Annotated in this window: 16 protein-coding genes; 10 read left to right on the forward strand and 6 right to left on the reverse strand. The window is 54.4% G+C overall.

Annotated features, from left to right (window positions below; all coding sequences use genetic code 11):
- Positions 1-78 precede the first annotated feature (78 nt).
- The 3 genes from hypA to flhA all read left to right on the forward strand — a co-directional run bounded on the left by hypA (position 79) and on the right by flhA (position 2,938).
- Positions 79-423 carry a hydrogenase maturation nickel metallochaperone HypA gene (hypA, locus tag KGP17_RS10015; protein WP_021804842.1) on the forward strand — a complete coding sequence of 115 codons (345 nt, stop codon included), beginning with the start codon at positions 79-81 and terminating at the stop codon, positions 421-423.
- 15 nt (positions 424-438) lie between these two features.
- Complete coding sequence (locus KGP17_RS10020) at positions 439-732, forward strand: HypC/HybG/HupF family hydrogenase formation chaperone (RefSeq protein ID WP_059200441.1); 294 nt, start codon at positions 439-441, stop codon at positions 730-732.
- Positions 733-871: 139 nt separating this feature from the next.
- Entirely contained in the window at positions 872-2,938 is a 2,067-nt protein-coding gene (flhA, locus tag KGP17_RS10025) for a formate hydrogenlyase transcriptional activator FlhA (RefSeq protein WP_223499237.1), read from the forward strand.
- Between the two features lie 82 nt (positions 2,939-3,020).
- Here the strand turns inward: flhA and KGP17_RS10030 are convergent, their stop codons facing one another.
- The 5 genes from KGP17_RS10030 to KGP17_RS10050 are packed head-to-tail and all read right to left on the reverse strand — an operon-like array spanning position 3,021 to position 9,196.
- Positions 3,021-4,013 carry a substrate-binding domain-containing protein gene (locus tag KGP17_RS10030; protein ID WP_371822191.1) on the reverse strand — a complete coding sequence of 331 codons (993 nt, stop codon included), beginning with the start codon at positions 4,011-4,013 and terminating at the stop codon, positions 3,021-3,023.
- Positions 4,014-4,063: 50 nt separating this feature from the next.
- Positions 4,064-5,101 carry an ABC transporter permease gene (locus KGP17_RS10035; protein ID WP_223499238.1) on the reverse strand — a complete coding sequence of 346 codons (1,038 nt, stop codon included), beginning with the start codon at positions 5,099-5,101 and terminating at the stop codon, positions 4,064-4,066.
- 37 nt (positions 5,102-5,138) lie between these two features.
- On the reverse strand, positions 5,139-6,644 hold the full coding sequence (locus tag KGP17_RS10040) for a sugar ABC transporter ATP-binding protein (RefSeq protein ID WP_223499239.1): 1,506 nt from the start codon (positions 6,642-6,644) through the stop codon (positions 5,139-5,141).
- On the reverse strand, positions 6,641-8,158 hold the full coding sequence (gene xylB / locus KGP17_RS10045; protein ID WP_223499240.1) for a xylulokinase: 1,518 nt from the start codon (positions 8,156-8,158) through the stop codon (positions 6,641-6,643). Before xylB ends, KGP17_RS10040 begins: the two co-directional genes overlap by 4 nt.
- 3 nt (positions 8,159-8,161) lie before the next feature.
- Positions 8,162-9,196 (reverse strand): NAD(P)-dependent alcohol dehydrogenase, encoded by a 1,035-nt coding sequence (locus KGP17_RS10050; RefSeq protein ID WP_094982347.1) that lies wholly within the window; start codon positions 9,194-9,196, stop codon positions 8,162-8,164.
- Positions 9,197-9,417: 221 nt separating this feature from the next.
- Between KGP17_RS10050 and KGP17_RS10055 the strand changes: the two genes are divergently transcribed.
- Positions 9,418-9,960, forward strand: a complete 543-nt coding sequence (locus tag KGP17_RS10055) for a D-lyxose/D-mannose family sugar isomerase (RefSeq protein ID WP_223499241.1) — start codon at positions 9,418-9,420, stop codon at positions 9,958-9,960.
- Positions 9,961-10,052: 92 nt separating this feature from the next.
- Positions 10,053-11,057 carry a LacI family DNA-binding transcriptional regulator gene (locus KGP17_RS10060; RefSeq protein ID WP_223499242.1) on the forward strand — a complete coding sequence of 335 codons (1,005 nt, stop codon included), beginning with the start codon at positions 10,053-10,055 and terminating at the stop codon, positions 11,055-11,057.
- 84 nt (positions 11,058-11,141) lie between these two features.
- On the opposite strand, the gene KGP17_RS10065 is transcribed toward KGP17_RS10060, so the two are convergent.
- Positions 11,142-11,660 (reverse strand): Hcp family type VI secretion system effector, encoded by a 519-nt coding sequence (locus KGP17_RS10065; RefSeq protein ID WP_021178406.1) that lies wholly within the window; start codon positions 11,658-11,660, stop codon positions 11,142-11,144.
- A 760-nt stretch (positions 11,661-12,420) separates the two neighbouring features.
- On the opposite strand from KGP17_RS10065, the gene tssB reads away from it, so the two are divergent.
- The 5 genes from tssB to tssG are packed head-to-tail and all read left to right on the forward strand — an operon-like array spanning position 12,421 to position 17,704.
- A complete protein-coding gene (tssB, locus tag KGP17_RS10070) occupies positions 12,421-12,918 on the forward strand; it encodes a type VI secretion system contractile sheath small subunit (RefSeq protein ID WP_166734704.1) in 498 nt (165 codons plus the stop codon).
- A gap of 27 nt (positions 12,919-12,945) precedes the next feature.
- Positions 12,946-14,427, forward strand: coding sequence for a type VI secretion system contractile sheath large subunit (tssC, locus tag KGP17_RS10075; RefSeq protein WP_021804827.1), 1,482 nt, complete (start codon positions 12,946-12,948; stop codon positions 14,425-14,427).
- A 6-nt stretch (positions 14,428-14,433) separates the two neighbouring features.
- Complete coding sequence (gene tssE / locus KGP17_RS10080; protein WP_021178403.1) at positions 14,434-14,874, forward strand: type VI secretion system baseplate subunit TssE; 441 nt, start codon at positions 14,434-14,436, stop codon at positions 14,872-14,874.
- Positions 14,874-16,688 (forward strand): type VI secretion system baseplate subunit TssF, encoded by a 1,815-nt coding sequence (tssF, locus tag KGP17_RS10085; RefSeq protein ID WP_021804825.1) that lies wholly within the window; start codon positions 14,874-14,876, stop codon positions 16,686-16,688. The genes tssE and tssF overlap by 1 nt, the downstream gene beginning before the upstream one ends.
- Positions 16,652-17,704 carry a type VI secretion system baseplate subunit TssG gene (gene tssG, locus KGP17_RS10090; protein WP_021804824.1) on the forward strand — a complete coding sequence of 351 codons (1,053 nt, stop codon included), beginning with the start codon at positions 16,652-16,654 and terminating at the stop codon, positions 17,702-17,704. The genes tssF and tssG overlap by 37 nt, the downstream gene beginning before the upstream one ends.
- The last annotated feature ends 15 nt before the right edge of the window (positions 17,705-17,719 follow it).

The following is a 17,719-nucleotide window of genomic DNA, read 5'->3' on the forward strand; positions in this document are numbered from 1 at the left end:
GGGGCCATGGGATCACCTTGGCACCGTAATTGCACTAGCTGAAGCATCGGTGATTAATCGCCGAACAACGGAGCCCAGATGCATGAAATAACCCTGTGCCATCATGCGATGGAAATGATGCAGCAACATGCCCGGCAACATCAGGCCCGGCGCATTACCGCCGTCTGGTTTGAGATCGGCGCATTCTCCTGCGTGGAGGCGGAGTCGCTGAGGTTCTGCTTCGACATGGTTTGTCGCGGCACCTTGGCCGAAGGCTGCGAGTTATATCTGCTCGAACAACAGGCACAGTGCTGGTGTCACGACTGCCGGGCGGATGTCCAGTTGCTGGTTCCCCAGGTCCTGGTCTGCCCGCAATGCGGCGGGCGCAACCTGCGGGTGCAGGCGGATGACGGCTTGCAACTCAAGCGCCTGGAAATTGAATAACCAAGAGGAAAAGGCATGTGTATAGGCATTCCCGGTAAGGTTGTGGCGCTGGACGCAAACCAACCCCAGCACGCCTGGGTTGACGTCTGCGGTGTGCAACGAGAAGTGAATATTGCCCTGGTGTGCCAGGACGATGAACCGCCAGAAGCGCTAATCGGTAGCTGGGTGTTGATCCATGTTGGCTTTGCCATGAGCCGCCTGGACGAGCACGAAGCGCAGGAAACCTTGTCGGCACTCCAGGCTATGGGGGAAGTGGAGCAGGATGTTGCGTTGTTCCTGGCAGGTGAGACCGAGCAGGAACGGCGATAAATTGTGCTATCCCCGGCAAATGATATTCCTGTTGCGGTGTTTTGTTGATCCGGTCGGGAGAAATTACCATTAACAAACCTTATTCTTTGTGAGGATGTTCGCTGGCAATAATCTTCGTGACTCAGACAAGTGATAAACCATGTCGACTGTACGCTTAGAACAACAAGACCTGCTCGAAATTACACGCATGCTGCTCGGGCAGCATAATTTCATCGATCTGTTACTGCAATTGCGTCAGGTATTGCAGCGCATGCAATTGGCCGACAGCGTCGCGTTGGTGCTATTTGATCCGCACAGTGAACGGGTGAGTTTTCACGGGCTGGATCAAGCGCTGCAGTCGGTAAACTATCAGGACGAAACGTTGCTGGCGAATGGCCCGGTGAGCCGCTTTCAACACAGCTCGTTACCCCAACGCTGGCAGGCTGATGAGCTACACGATCGCTATCCGCAAATCCGCGCCCTGAAGTTGCATCCTCCCTTCAACCAATACTGTTTGATGCCGCTACATGCGGGCGGGCGGCCGCTCGGTGGCTGTGAATTACTGCGTAGCGGAAGCGAGCCATTCAGCGATGCCAGCCTGGTGCAGTTGCAAACGCTGATGGAAGTGGTGGCGCTGGCCACGCAGCAGATCGTTTTGTTGGAAAACGCGCAACGGCAACAGCACCAGCTGCGTCATGAGCTGGATGACTATCGTATCTTGGTGGATGTCACCAATGCGGTGCTGTCAAAGCTGGATCTGGATGATGTCATGGGGGAGATCTCGGAGAAAATTCACCACTTTTTCAACAGTGACGCCATCAGTATCGTATTACGCAGTAACCACGCCGATCAGCTCACCATCTACTCCACCCACTATCTGAACAACAATACTGCCGAACGCCAACAGTACAACGTGGCATTGGCTGGCACCTTAACCGAACGGGTGATGCGCAGCGGCGAAATGCTGCTGTTGAACCTGAAAAATGCCGAGCAGCTTTCTGGCTATGAACGTCGGCTGTTTGAACTCTCACAGGGCAGGATCGAGGCATTGTGCGTATTGCCACTGATATTCGGCCAAAAGAAGCTGGGGGTGCTGAAGCTGGCGCAATGCCAGGCCGATGGTTTTAACGCGGCCAACTTACGGGTGCTACAACAGATTGCCGAGCGTATTGCCATCGCGGTGGATAATGCGCTGGCCTGCCAGGAGATCAACCGGCTTAAAGAGAGCCTGGTGCATGAAAACCTGTATCTGACCGAGCAGATCAACGTCAATCATCCCGATCTGAGCGAGATTGTCGGGCGCAGCGCGGGGATGTCTGCGGTGCTCAAACAGGTCGAAATCGTGGCTAAAAGCGACTGTTCGGTGCTGATCCTCGGGGAAACGGGCACCGGCAAGGAGCTGATTGCGCGAGCGATCCATAATCTGAGCGAACGACGTGACCAGCGCATGGTGAAAATGAACTGTGCGGTGATGCCTGCGGGCCTGTTGGAGAGCGACCTGTTTGGCCATGAAAAAGGCTCGTTTACCGGGGCCTCGACCCAACGTATGGGCCGCTTTGAACTGGCGGAAAAGGGGACGCTATTCCTCGATGAAGTGGGGGAGATCCCCATTGAGTTGCAACCCAAGCTGCTGCGGGTGTTACAGGAGCGGGAGTTTGAACGGGTCGGTGGCAATAAACCGATCTCCGTTGATATCCGTCTGATTGCCGCCACCAACCGGGATTTGCAGCAGATGGTGGCCGATCGTGAATTTCGCAGCGATCTGTTCTATCGTCTGAACGTGTTTCCGATCGTTATTCCACCGCTGCGCGAACGGCCTGAAGATATCCCCCAGTTGGTGAAGTTCCTGACCCATAAAATTGCTCGCCGCATGAAGCGCACCATCGACAGTATCCCGGCGCAAACGCTGCGGTTATTAAGCCAGATGTCGTGGCCGGGCAACGTGCGTGAACTGGAGAACGTGATTGAGCGGGCGGTATTGTTGACGCGCGGCTCGGTGCTTGAGCTGCCGCTACCCGAATTGCAGTATTCGCAATCCTCAGGGGGGCCGCCTGTCGCTGCCATGGAAAAGGTATCGCCGGAGGAGGATGAGCGCCAACGGGTGCTCCGCGTGCTGAGAGAAACCAACGGCGTGGTTGCCGGGCCACGCGGGGCTGCACAGCGTCTTGGGCTGAAACGCACTACGCTGCTATCGCGGATGAAGAAGTGGGGCATTTCGGTGAATTGATGGTGAAGGGGGCGCCGCATGCTGCGCCCGTTTTAATCCTATTAACCCCAGGCTCAAAACCCTGGGGTGGGTTGACGAATGATTACTTACGCGCATCCAGCAGTTGAGCGGCGTTCTCGGTGGTCACCACGGTCCATGGCACCGAATAGCGTTTAGCCGTGCCGTTATCCCACTGCATCTGGCCTGCATACTGCTTCCAGATATCCGACTGTGGCTGATAGCTGTCGCCTTTTACCGCGCGCAGCGCTACATCGATAGAACCCTGCATCTGGGCATGAGCATCTTGCAGAATCGACACCATCTCACCGGCCTGTACGGCACGAATGGCATCAGAGACGCCGTCGACCCCGGCAATCGCAAAGTCTTTCACGTTCAGATTGGCACCCTTGATAGCTTCAATTGCCCCCAAGGCCATTTCGTCATTTTGTGCGATGACGCCGTTAATCTGGCCACGGTGTTTCTGCAACCAGTTTTCCATCAGCGGCAGCGCCTCGGCGCGTGACCAGTTGGCCGTCTTGCGCTCCAGCACCTTGATTTTGCCTGGGCCACATTCGGCAATGGCCTTGTCGTTGCCTTGCCCGCGCTGGATCTCACCGCTGCCGCCTTTTGGCCCTTCGATAATCACCACGTTGCCCTGGCAGTTCATTTTCTGCAGTACCGCTTTGGCTTCCAGATACCCGCCCAGCACGTCGTCAGAGACCACTTCAGAGGTCATCTGATCGGTATTCAAACGGGCGTTGGTGACCACCACCGGGATCTTGGCCTTGTTGGCCATGGTCACCACGTCGATGTTGGCCTCGTAGTCCATCGGGTTAATGATGATGGCGTCAGTTTTGGTCTGAAGGGCGGTTTCAGCCTGATTGTTCTGCACCATCGGGTCGTAGCGGCCGTCGTAAACAGTGAGCTGTACGTTGCCATTTTTAACCTCAGGATGCTCTTTCGCCGCCTTCTCCATCAGTTGGACAAATTCGGCCTTCATGCCGTACATCAACACGGCGATTTTCACCGGGGCGGCCTGGGCCAGCGTTGAGGTCCCCAGCAGCAGGCCGGAGGTGAGCAACGCAATTTTGGTCATCTTGTTCATGGTGACTCCTGGTTATAGGGGTTTTGTTGTTATGAGGTAAGTTAGTCACGCTGTTGTTTGCGTGACGGGTCGAGCAACACGGCGACAACAATCAATGCGCCCTTGATGATCTGCTGGTAATAGGACTGCACACCGAGCAAATCGAGGCCGTTATTCATCACGCCGATAATCAATACGCCGAACAGGGTGCCAACCAAGGTGCCGACGCCGCCGGCCATACTGGTGCCGCCAATGACCACGGCGGCAATGGCGTCAAGTTCGTAGGCGCTACCGGCATTGGTTTGCGCGGAACCGGTACGGGCCGTCAGGATCAAACCGGCGATCCCCGCCAGGGCAGCACACAGGGTGTAGACCAACACCTTGATTTGTATCACGCTGATGCCCGAGGTGCGGGCGCTCTTCTGGTTGCCCCCCACGGCATACACATGGCGGCCGAAGATGGTTTTATTGAGCAGGATCCAGGCGAGCACAAACAGGGCGGTAAAAATAATCACCGGCACCGGAATGCCCAGCACATAGCCATTACCTAACCAGCGGAAATCGCTGTTGAGTTGCGAAACCGGGTTACCGTCGGTGGTCAGCAGCGCCAGGCCACGGGCGGCGGAAAGCATCCCCATGGTGACGATGAAAGGCTGCAAGCGGTAGCGGGCCAGAATGGTGCCGTTGATCAGCCCGCAGACGATGCCGATGCCCAAGGCGACAATCAGCGGCACCATCACGGCATGCGCGGTATCGCCGATAGACAGCCCGCTGTTGGTGGTGGCAAAGCGGGCGGCGACGATGCCGCTCAGCGCCAAGACCGAGCCTACGGAAAGATCGACCCCGGCGGTAATAATCACAAAGGTCATGCCGATGGCCAGAATGCCGTTAATCGAGATCTGGCGCAGAACGATCAGCATGTTCTCATCGCTCAAGAAGTAATTGCTGCTCCAGGCATCTTGCGCCACCTGAACTTCGCCAATCACCGTGACGATCAGACACAACACGAAGAAGGCGATAATAATGCCGTATTTGTGCAGATGCCGTTTATTTTGCGTAAAAAAAGCCAACCCGGGCGTTAATGAGTGGGTGCCATTCATAGTAAGTTCTCTTTAAAATAATGAGTTGATTGCCTGGCTATACGGCCAGTTTCATTAGTTCCGCCTGCGTGGCGTTTTTAGTCGATAATTCACCGGCGAGCATGCCGTTACGAAACACCAGAATGCGGTCACTCATACCGATAATTTCTGACAGCTCGGAAGACACCATGATGATCGCTTTATCCTTCAGCGCGAATTCGGACATAAAGCGGTAGATCTCTTTTTTGGCCCCCACGTCAATGCCGCGTGTCGGCTCATCGAGCAGCATGATTTGCGGATCGAGCAAGGCCCAACGCCCCAATACCACCTTCTGCTGGTTGCCGCCGCTCAGGTTGCCGACGATATGGTCGGCATCGGGGGTTTTGATGTTGAAGCGCTGGATCATGTCGTTGGCGCGCTGCTGTTCCTGGCTCGGGTTAATCATTCCCAGTTGGCTGATGGCACCCAGCGAAGCCACGTTGATATTTTCTTTCACCGAGCGGCACAGCACCAGGCCGGTATCCTTGCGGTCTTCCGTCACATAGGCCAGACCGCTGTTGATTGATTCTTGTGGTGAATGCTTGGCGAGCTGACGATCGCCGATCTGGATGGTGCCGCTGTCCGCGTGCTGAATGCCAAAGATCAGATCGAGGAACTCACTGCGCCCGGACCCCACCAGCCCGTAAATCCCCAGGATCTCGCCGCGTTTTAACGTCAGGCTGATGTCGCGGATCTTGTTGCCCCAGCACAGGTGTTGCACCTCCATCATCACTTCATCACCGGGCTGATTGAATTTGGCAAACTCGCTTTCGAACTCGCCGCCAATGATGTGCTCAATCAGCTGCTCGCGGGTGATATCTTGCAACAAACCTTCATGGATATAGCTGCCGTCACGGAAAATGGTGTAGCTGTCGGCAATCTGGAAGATCTCGGACAGACGGTGCGAGACGTAAATGATGCCTTTGCCCTTGGCGGCCAGCCGGGTGATCGCCTGGAAGATTTTCTGCACGTCCTCCTCGCCGATGGCCGACGTAGGCTCATCCATGATGATGATGTCGGCATCGGAGTGGGAGAGGGCCTTGGCGATCTCCACCAACTGCTGTTCCGCCACGCTGAGGTTGCGCATTTTTTCCGTCGGCGACAGGGCAAAATGCAGGTCCTGCAACAGCGCAGCGGTCTGCTGGTTCATGGTTTTGAAATCGACAAAGCCCAGGCGGCGGGGTTCGCGCCCCAGCCAGATGTTTTCGGCTACCGTCAGATCGGGGATGGCGCTCAGCTCTTGTTGCACGATAGCGATGCCAGCCGCCAGCGCCTCTTTCGGATGAGCAAATTCACAGCGTTGGCCATTGACGAAAATATCGCCGCTGTCGGGCTGGATAAAGCCCATCAGGATGCTGAGAAAGGTAGACTTCCCGGCACCGTTGCCGCCGCACAGCGCGTGAATCGACCCTTTGCGCAGGCAGAATTCGGCATTTTTCAGCGCGACGACGGAGCCAAACGACTTCCTCACGCCGGTGACCTCCAGCAAGTAGGCCGGGGCTTTGGTCTGGGGATCGCGTGTCATAGCTTCACCTCGGGATACTCTTTTTGCAGTAGGTTCAGGTAACCGGCATACAGATCGGCATATTGCCGCTGGCGCTGCGGATCCGGCATCACGCGGGTCTCTTCATCCAGCCGGACAAAGCGCTGGCATAGCCTGGTTAACTCTTCTGAGGCCAACAGCTCGGGTTGGGTCGCCAGACTGTCACACCACATGGCCTGAATGGCAGCACCCAGCGCAGCGGTTTCCTTTTCTGCCAGACACACCACCGGGCAGTTCATCACGTCGGCGACGATCTGCCGCCAGCAAGCGCTGCGAGCGCCGCCGCCGGTGAGGCGAATTTCGCTGGTGGAAATTCCCTGCTGCTGGAACAGGTCGAGGCCGTAGCGTAGGCCATAGGTAGCGCTTTCTACCACGGCCCGGCACAGGTTGGCCCCGGTAAAGTTGTCACTGTCCAGGTTATGCAGGCTGGCCTTGGCTGCGGGCAGTTGCGGAACGCGTTCGCCGTTGAAAAACGGCAGCATCATCACGCCTGCCGCTCCGGGTTCGGTGGCGGCAAGGGCCTGATTAAATCCGGCTATGTCCTGGTGCAACAGACGCTGTACCGAGGTGCTGGCAGAGGTGACGTTCATAGTACAAATCAGCGGCAGCCAGCCGTTGCTGCTGGAGCAGAAACCGGCAATCGCTTCAGAATGGCTGACCACCGGCCGATCGGCATAGGCAAACAGCGTTCCGGAGGTGCCGAGGCTCATCGTCACGATGCCGGGGCGAATATTACCGGTGCCGATTGCCGCCATCATGTTGTCGCCGCCGCCGCTGGCCACCCGGACATTAGGTTGCAGACCCAGCATCGCCGCCACTTCCGGGCGCAGATAGCCAACGCTTTGCTCGGCGTTGATCAGGCGAGGCAGGGCATTCCACAGCAGGCCGCTATCGTCGATCAGCGCTACGGCATCGCGATCCCAGCCGCGCTGACGAATGTCAAACAGCCCGCTGCCGGAGGCATCGCCAAATTCCGCCACCCGTTCCCCGGTCAGCCAGAAGTTGAGATAGTCATGCGGTAACAGCACCGTTTTCAACCGTGCCCACAGCTGTGGATGTTGCTGCTTGAACCACAGGATCTTGGACGCGGTATAGCCCGCCGCTACCATCAGCCCCAGCTTCTGCAGGGAACCTTTGATGCCACCCAGGCCTGCCAGCAGAACGTCGTTTTCCCGCTTGGTAGCGGTGTCACACCATAGTTTTACCGCGTGCAGCACTTCGCCTTGCTCATCCAGAGCAACGAAGCCGTGCTGCTGGCCGGAAACCGACAGGGCGACAATCGCCGCTGGATCAATGCTGGCGCTGTCGATTGCCTGACGAAACGCCAGCAGCAATGCCTCAATCCACCACTCGGCCAACTGCTCGCGGCGCCCGGAAGAGTCGCTGATCATCTCATGCGGCGCACTGCCTTCGCCCACGATGGTGCCGGATGTGCCATCGACAATCACCACCTTGGTGCCTTGTGTGCCACAGTCGATGCCTGCATAGAGCGCCATGAGTTACTCCATTTCCAACATGATTTTGATGTCGGTTGGATGACCCGCCGCAGCGCGTTCAAAGGCGGCCACGCTGTCCTTGAACTTGAAGCTTTGCGAGATCAGCGGCTGTACCCGCAACTTGCCGGAGCTGAGCAAACGCAGGGTGCGCGGATACATGTTGGCATAGCGGAAAATGGTCTTGAAGGTGACCTCTTTGGCCTGGGCGGCCACGATGTCCATTGGTGCGGCATCAATTGGCATGCCGACCAGTACCGCAGTGCCGCCGGGAGCAATATGCTCGCTGACGCCGCCGATGGCCGGTTTGGCTCCGCTGCATTCGAACACGATGTCGACGCCGTTGCCGCTGGTCAACTCGGCGACCTTTTGCGCCAGGTTGCCGGTTTTGATATTGACCGCGTGCAGCCCCTCATAATTGGCGGCCACCTGCAACTTCTCTGCAAACAGATCGCAGATGATCACATCTGAGCAGCCACCGGCCAACGCCGCCAGAGCGGTCACCACGCCGATGGGGCCAGCACCAATCACCAGCGCGATATCACCCGGCTTGATCGCAGCCTTGGTGGCGGCGTGCATCCCGATGGCCAGGGGTTCCACCATGGCACCTTCGGCAAAGCTGACGTTGTCCGGCAGTTTGAAGGTGAAGGCGGCAGGGTGGATGACGCTCTCTCTCAGGCAGCCGTGGATCGGCGGCGTGGCCCAGAAGCGAACGGCTGGATCCAGATTGTATATCCCTGCACGGGATTGCTGTGATTGCAGATCGGGAATGCCAGGCTCCATGCAAACCCGATCGCCAACCTGTAGATGGCGAACGTTTTTGCCAATCGCCATGACGACGCCGGCAGCCTCATGGCCGAGCACCATCGGGGCGTTAACCACGAACGGCCCGATACGGCCATGCTGATAGTAATGCACATCGCTGCCGCAAATACCGACGGAATGGATCTTGACCTGTACATCGTTTTCGCCAAGGACTTCATCAAACTGACAATCCTGGATGCTGATTTTACCGGGTTTTTCTAGCACTAATGCTTGCATGGTTATCATCCTTTCGTATCATTTTTATGGTATCGATATCATTTTCAATGAGCAGGATAGTAAGCGCGGACGGGCTAAAAATGTGTGATGTTGGTTGTGTTTTTTGCTTTTGTGTTAAAAGTTGTTGGTTTAATGATGTCAAATAGTCGTGAAGATCACATTTATTGGCGTGCGATGTTAACTATGATGGTATCGATATCATTAACGTTAACGAGGACATCATGCAGCGACCTATCGATGCGCTAGAAAGAACCCAAACCTTGCTTGCAGGCTGTGGCATACGGTTGACCGACGTGGAAAAACGGGAGATCGAGCTGACGGATTTCGGCCTGGCCGATTACCCGCGCTCGGGGTTACAGCTACTGACTTACATTAACACCCCGCGCTACTGCGCCAAGGAGTTGGTGCTATTCCCACACCAGACCTGTCCGGAGCATCTCCATCCGCCGTTTGATGATACGCCGGGCAAACAGGAAACGTTCCGCTGCCGCTGGGGGGAGGTCTATCTGTTTGTAGATGATGATGCCCTGACCTTGAACACCGAGCGGGGGACCCCAGCCTGTCAACCTCCAGCCGGGTTCGAACAGTGGTATACCTGCCAGCGTTATATTTTGTTGCGCGCGGGAGAACAATATACAATCAAGCCTAATACCAGACACTGGTTCCAGGCAGGTAAGCTTGGTGCGGTGGTTTCTGAGTTCTCATCGCAAAGCCGTGATGATCTAGATGTTTTTACCGATCCCAACGTCCGGCGCGTCGGCTGATGCTGCGGTGATGAGAGTATTTACATAAGAGGTGATAATCCTTGATCACCTTGTCATGATACAAAATGAGATGTTCCAACCAGGAGTCACACTTGGCGGCCGATCGACCACTGAAAGCGACGCTAGAGAGCGTCGCAGCGCTTGCAAATGTCAGCAAAATTACCGTATCCCGCGCCTTCTCCCAGCCGGACAAAGTCCACCCCGATACGCTCGATCGCATCCTCAAGACGGCGGAGAGTCTGGGGTATGTGATGAACACCGCCGCACGCAATCTGCGGGCTAAAGCAAGCAAAACGATCGGCATCGTCAACCCTGATATGGCCAACCCGTTTTTTGGCGCACTCACCCGGCTGATGACGCTGGAGGCGCAGAAAGCGGGCTACGATACGCTGGTGTTTGACTCTTATGAGTCGCAGGAGAATGAAAACCGCATTATCGATAAACTGATTGGCTACAACGTGGACGCCATCATTTTATCGGTGATTTCATCGGACCGAAACTACACGCCCGGCTACCTGAAAAACCTGGAAAGACTCGGCATCCCGGTGGTGCTGGTCGATCGGGAACTGGATGGGGCGTTTTGCAGCGGCGTGTATATCGACAATCTGGACTGTGGTTTACAGGCGGGGCGTTATCTGCTGGAGCAGAACAGCCAAAAGGTGGTGGTGGTTTCCGGGCCAGAGGATTCCAACGTGGCCAAAGAGCGGGTTACCGGGCTGATTGCTGCGCTGCAAGGCAAGGTGGCGAGCCTGGAGATTATCCATGCGGATTTCTATATGGATGCCGCCCTGCGCGTGACCAACGAGTATCTCGATCGCCAGCCGCCGCCGGACTATTTTGTCGGCTGCAATAACCAGATCTCGCTAGGTATCATCAAATCCTGCGTCGATCACCGTTTGGCGCTGATGAAAGACGTCTCGCTGTTCGGTATTGATGAAGTCTCTAATGCGGCAATTTACGGTTTTAATTTCCCCTGTATTTCCCACGATCTGCATGAAATCGCCTGGCAGGCGTTGGGGTTGGCTATCCGCCGGGCCGTCGATCACCATATTAAACCGGGTAAAGTCATTGTCAGAGGCAAGCTGATTGGCGGCTAGCAGCTGGCCATCGAGCTTGGTGGTAGGCGGAAATAAAAACAGCCAATCTTTCGATTGGCTGCTTGGGTGAAGCTAAGGCTGGCCTTAGGCTTCGATTGGGGCACGCCAGTCGTCAGAACCCGAAGTCCCGGCGGTGGTGTGTTCCCAAGTGATTTTACGGTATGCCAGTGAAACGCGAACCAGTTGAGTGAACTCAGCCTTGGTTGGATCCTGGCAGTGTGGCATTTTGCAGTCGATATCGATGATGGTGGCATCTTCCAGTTTGGTGGTAAAGAAGTGCTCTTGTTTACCTTCGATCGAGGTGCGGTACCATTTCAATTCAACCGTTGGCAGCATTTCGCCAGAGGCCAATGCGTTATACAGCAATGGAACAGCTTTGTTATAAGCCACAGTGAAGCGGAATGGCTTATGTGCACGCTGCCCTGATGGCTGGCCAGACTGCGGATCGGTTGGTACGGTAACGATATGTTCAAATTCCTGAACCAGCATCTGGTCTTCGTGGCCTTGAACAAAGATGTTACCGACAGATTCAGCGGTAAATGCGCTGGCGGTAATATTACCTTGGGTTTTCCCTGTGATAGAGATATAAGCTGGAGTTGGCATCTTAAAGATCCTTGTCAGTTAGCTTGGTATTAACTCAATGCTAGTCACACCGACTAGCCGATATTAATCGACCTCGAATGTCACTTGCCCCACTTCTCACTTCGGCCATCACTATAATCGGGACTTTCCCTAGTGCCAAGCCACTCACAAATTTGCAATGTTTATTGGTATCGTTAATGGGATAAAAAATTATAATATTTGCATTATTGGTGTTTTATGCTGGTTTAAATATTGATGATAGTTATGGTTTGTGTCGTTACCATAATTAAAATAATTACATTGTTTTTTAACTTGTTGTTTTAAATGAGTTTATAAATTTTTGTGAAATTATTTTTTATGATCATAAGCCGAAAGTTGCTCTTGCCAGGTGATAAATTATTAGGAAGCTTAGTAAAGAAAAATTTATGGACTTTTACCTGTCAGATCGAGGACGATACATTCAGTGAAGCTATGCTAATGCAGGAAATGTCCAGCTTCGTCGGAAGCCGTAAACTGATTTTTCGGGCTTTTTGATATTATTTAGGATAATTCGCAGGCTTTTGCGGAATATGGGAAAATTCCCATATTTACGTGCGAAATAGGATTACTCCTGGACCTTAGTGCGACATAAACGAAGGTATTTAGTTTTACGGTGATAGATTTGCTATCTGAATGGATGGTGCTAACTCTATTAGCATGGATGATATCTGAATGTCATTTTCCGGTGCTCATTCAACAAACATTAGCTGGTATTCCCTTATTGTGACTAAAAGGACGAGTGATGAGTAAGAATAATCAAAGCAGTGTTGCCCCCAAGGAAAGGATCAACATTAAGTACGTTCCTAATACGGGCGATCAAACCTCTGAAATTGAACTGCCACTGAACCTGATGGTGGTTGGCGACCTCAAGGGGGTTCGTGAAGACACCCCGATTGAAGAACGTCAGGTCGTTTCCGTCAGCAAGAACAACTTCAACGCGGTGATGAACGAAGCCAATATCAACCTTTCGTTCACTGTACCCAATCACCTGGAAGGTGAGGGGAAAGAAGAGATGCCGGTCGCATTGGCGATCAATTCCCTCGACGATTTCTCACCGGACAACGTGGCGAAAAACGTCCCCGAACTGAAAAAAATTCTGGAACTGCGGGAAGCGCTGGTCGCCCTGAAAGGGCCTCTGGGTAACATTCCTGCCTTCCGTTCTCGTCTGCAAGATCTCCTAGGCAATGAAGAAATGCGTGAGCAGTTGCTAAAGGAATTGGACATTCTTAATCAGAAATAATTGAGACGGAAAGAGGGAATTTAACGTATGTCTTTACATGAAGAAAATGCGGTTTTAGCTGCCGAGCCTACCAGTACCACTTTCCTGCTAGACGAGATCATGTCTCAGACCCGCATGATGCCGGGTAATGATGGCTATGACGTCGCCAAACAGGGCGTTGCTGCATTTATCAGCAGCATTCTGGACACCGGCACCAACGAAGAGCCGATCAACAAGCTGTTGGTCGACAGAATGATCATCGAGCTGGATAAAAAGCTCAGTGCTCAGATGGACGAAATTCTGCATGCCAAAGAATTCCGCGAAATCGAATCCTCCTGGCGTTCACTGAAGCTGCTGGTGGATCGCACCGATTTCCGTGAAAACATCAAAATCAACATCATGCACGCGACGAAAGAAGAGCTGCTGGAAGATTTTGAGTTCTCGCCGGAAATTATCCAGTCTGGTTTCTACAAGCACGTGTACTCATCCGGTTACGGCCAGTTTGGCGGCGAACCTACCGCAGCCATCATCGGTAACTATGCGTTCAGCAACAGCACCCCGGATATGAAGCTGCTGCAATACGTCAGCGCCGTTGGGGCCATGGCACATGCGCCGTTCCTTTCCAGCGTTGCGCCGGACTTCTTTGGTATCAACAGCTTTACCGAGCTGCCAGCCATCAAAGACATGAAGTCGGTGTTCGAAGGGCCAGCACACACCAAATGGCGTGCGCTGCGCGAGTCGGAAGACTCCCGCTATCTGGGCCTGACCACGCCACGTTTCCTGCTGCGTTTACCGTATTCCACCGTTGAAAATCCGATCAAGAATTTCAACTACTACGAAGACGTCAGCAAGGATCACGAACACTTCCTGTGGGGCAACACCGCATTCCTGCTGGCCGCCTGCCTGACAGACAGCTTCGCCAAGTATCGCTGGTGTCCGAACATCATCGGGCCACAAAGCGGTGGTGCAGTGCACAACCTGCCGGTTCACCTCTATGAGGCGATGGGCCAGGTACAGGCGAAGATCCCGACCGAAGTACTGATCACCGATCGTCGTGAATTTGAGCTGGCGGAAGAGGGCTTTATTACCCTGACCATGCGCAAAGGCACCGACAACGCGGCGTTCTTCTCGGCCAACTCGGTCCAAAAGCCGAAGGTCTTCCCGAATACCCATGAAGGCCGGATGGCGGAAACCAACTACAAGTTGGGTACCCAACTGCCGTACATGTTCATCATCAACCGTCTGGCTCACTACATCAAAGTGCTGCAGCGTGAGCAGATTGGTTCGTGGAAAGAGCGTCAGGATCTGGAGCGTGAGCTGAACATCTGGCTCAAGCAATACATTGCCGATCAGGAAAACCCACCGACCGATGTCCGCAGCCGCCGCCCTCTGCGTTCTGCTCAGATCCAGGTTCTGGATGTCGAAGGGGATCCGGGCTGGTACCAGGTGGCGATGCAGGTGCGTCCACACTTCAAATACATGGGAGCCAGTTTCGAGCTCTCGCTGGTTGGTCGTTTGGATAAGGAATAACAGGCCATGGCTGCGCTTCTTAATTGGGAGCGAGGAAGTTCTGCCAGCTTGTTTGAGCGTATCCAGGGGAAGGGCTTAGGCCCTTCCTCACATAGCCGTGTTCAAGAGCTATTAATCTCAATCAAGCAGCATTTGAACGAAGTCCTCAATTCGCGCCCCGGAGCCTGCCAAAGTGCTGCAGGCCTGGGGGTTATTGATCTCAATGATGCCACGGCAACCACGTCTGATTTCCGTAAGAGTATTGAGCAGGCCATCAAGGAGTGTATTGAACGCTACGAGCCAAGAATTTCCGAGGTTGCCGTTCAATCCCTGGTGGATCAGGGGGACCCACTGTTATTGAGTTTCCATATCAGTGCTCAAGTTGATTTCGACAATATCGGCGATGTGGTTGAGTTCAATATCCAATTGGACAGCAACCGCCGTTACTGCCTAAACCAGGAAGCATAATGTCGTTCGAAAAGTACTTCAGGGATGAGCTGGATTACCTCCGGCAATTAGGGCGGGATGCCGCAATCGAACGGCCGCATCTTGCTGCCTTTTTATCCGAACAGGGTTCCGATCCGGACGTTGAGCGCCTGTTGGAAGGCTTCGCCTTTCTGACCGGCAACCTGCGCGAAAAGATCGATGACCAGTTTCCGGAGTTGACACACGGCCTGCTGAATATGCTGTGGCCGAACTATTTGCGGCCAGTGCCCAGCATGACCATCGTCGAATACACGCCGAACAGCAGTGCACTCACTGAAGCGACGTTGATCGAGCGCGGTAGCCAGATCGAGAGCGTCCCGATTGCGCAAAGGGCGGAACGTGGCGCGTTGCAAAACGACAGCGAAACACACGGCCCCCAGTGCAGCTTCACGCTGTGCCGGGATGTCTGGCTGTTCCCGATGGGTATCCAGGATATCGCCGTCAACAACAGCAACGAACAGGGGATATTGAGCATTCACTTCGGCGCCAAGGCGGAGTTGAACGTGCAGGAAATGCGGCTCGATAAACTGCGTTTCTATCTGGGTGAGGACGGTTACACCAGTACCCAGCTCTATTTCTGGATCAGTCACTATTTCGAACGGGCCGACCTGGTGGTCAACGGCATTACTATTCCGATGCCGGACTTTGATTTCAACCCGGTGGGCTTTGAGCGCGAAGATGCGCTATTGCCTTACCCGAAAAACGCCTATGTCGGCTACCGTATCCTGCAGGAGTATTTCTGTTTCCCGGAAGGCTTCCTGTTCTTTGACGTGGCTGGGGTGGTGGATTTCCCCGCGCATCTGAAAGCCAGCGAGTTCACCCTCAATCTGCATTTCTCCCAGCCATTGCCTCCTGAGGTCAAGATACGGCCAACCACCCTGCGCCTGAACTGCACCCCTGCGGTGAACCTGTTCAAACGCGATAGCGAGGCGATAGCCCTGGATGGCACACAAACCGAATATCCGCTGTGCGCCAGTTACCATCATCCTGAACGCTACGAGATTTTCTCGATCGATCGCGTAGAGAGCTGGTTAAGTAAAGATCCCAAAGGCAGCGGGCGGGGGCAGGCCAGAAGCTATCCGGCGTTCGAAAGTTTCCATCATCAGGTGGAACCTGCGCAGGAACGCAACATGCTCTATTACCGCCTGCGGGTGAAAAACTCGCTGTTCCGTAAGGGCTTTGAGCATTACATCTCCTTTGTGCGCAGTGATGAGACGGAGGTAGCGCTGTCGCAAGAAAACGTGTCGGTCAGCATGACCTGTACCAACCGCGAATTACCGCTGGCGCTACGCGTGGGTGATATCTGCCAACGGACGCAAGCAGGCCCGTCCTTTGCCACCTTCCGTAATATTACCCGGCCTTCGGTACCGTTGTATCCGGTGTTGGATGGCAGCCTGCAATGGTCTTTATTGTCCAATATGTCATTGAACTACATGTCATTATTGGACAAGGATTCGTTAAAACAGATCCTGCAAACCTATGATTTCCCCAGCGTACACAACCGGCAATCCGCTCGGTCGTCGCAAAAAAAACTGGACGCGATTTCGCGTATCGAAACCCAGCCGATCGACAGGTTGTTCCGGGGTTTACCGGTCAGAGGTCTGCAAACCACCCTCTGGCTGGAGCAAAGCGCTTTTGGTTCTGAAGGTGAGCTCTACCTGTTTGGTACGGTGTTGGCACGCTTCTTCTCCCTGTATGCCAGCGTCAACTCGTTCCACCTTTTGAAAGTCATCAATCTTGATAATCAGGAATGTTACCAATGGCCGGTACAGACGGGTCAACATGCATTGATGTAAGCGCGGGTGAAGGCGTACCGCCTGAGCCAGTGCTGGACGTGTCACGCTATAACTTTTACCAATTGGTCGAGCTGCTCAACCAAATGGCGGTAGCGTGGCAAAAATCCCCGGGTTCATCCAGGCCAGCCGATGAGGCAATCCGCTTTAAATCGACCGCCAGCCTGGCTTTTCCAACCCGTGACGTGATCGCGTTGGAGACTTCCGCTCGCGGCCAGTTTGAGCTGGAAGTTTCTTTCCTTGGGTTGCATGGCAGCCAGTCGCCGTTGCCCGGTTATTACCTGGACTCGTTGGCCTGGGAAGATGCCCAGAACGAAAACCGCCTGACGGATTTTCTCAACGTGTTCAACCACCGGCTGTTAACGCTGCTGCATCAGATTTGGCGCAAATACCGCTACTACATCTGCTTTGACGAGGGCGGTAACGATGATGTCTCGCAGCGCATGTTTGCGCTAGTGGGATTAAGTAACGAGGCGATCCGCAAAAAACTGCGTATCCACCACGGCAAAATGCTGGCCTATGCCGGCTTGCTGGCCAGCCCTGGGCGGGCACCGGAAGTGATTTGCAGCCTGGTGGCACACTGTTTCAACCTGGCGGATGTGACGCTGCAAAGTTGGCAGCTGCGCAAGGTCAAAATCGCCCCGGAGCAGCAGAACCGCCTGGGCGGCAGGGTGAAGGTCAGCGGCCAGAAATACCAGGGGAAATCGGTGCTGGGCGTCAATTTCTCGCTGGGATCGCAGGTGGCGGATCGCAGCGGCAAATATCAGTTGTGCCTTAACCAACTGACGCGTGAACAGTTCTTGTCATTTTTACCTAACGGGGAGAATTACGAGCCGTTAGAGATGTTTGTGGCTTTCATTATGCGCGACCAGTTTTCGTGGGATTTACGCCTGGGTCTGGCAGAGCAGCAGGTGGGCGGCATGATCCTGGGGACAGAACAAAACAACCTGCTGGGCTGGACCAGCTTCCTCGGGGAACCCGAGCAACAGCCCCACGTAACCATTAGCGTTATGGAATGACAATCAAGATTCAGG

This window comes from Serratia sp. JSRIV001 (assembly GCF_019968745.1).
Lineage (GTDB): Bacteria > Pseudomonadota > Gammaproteobacteria > Enterobacterales > Enterobacteriaceae > Chania > Chania fonticola_B.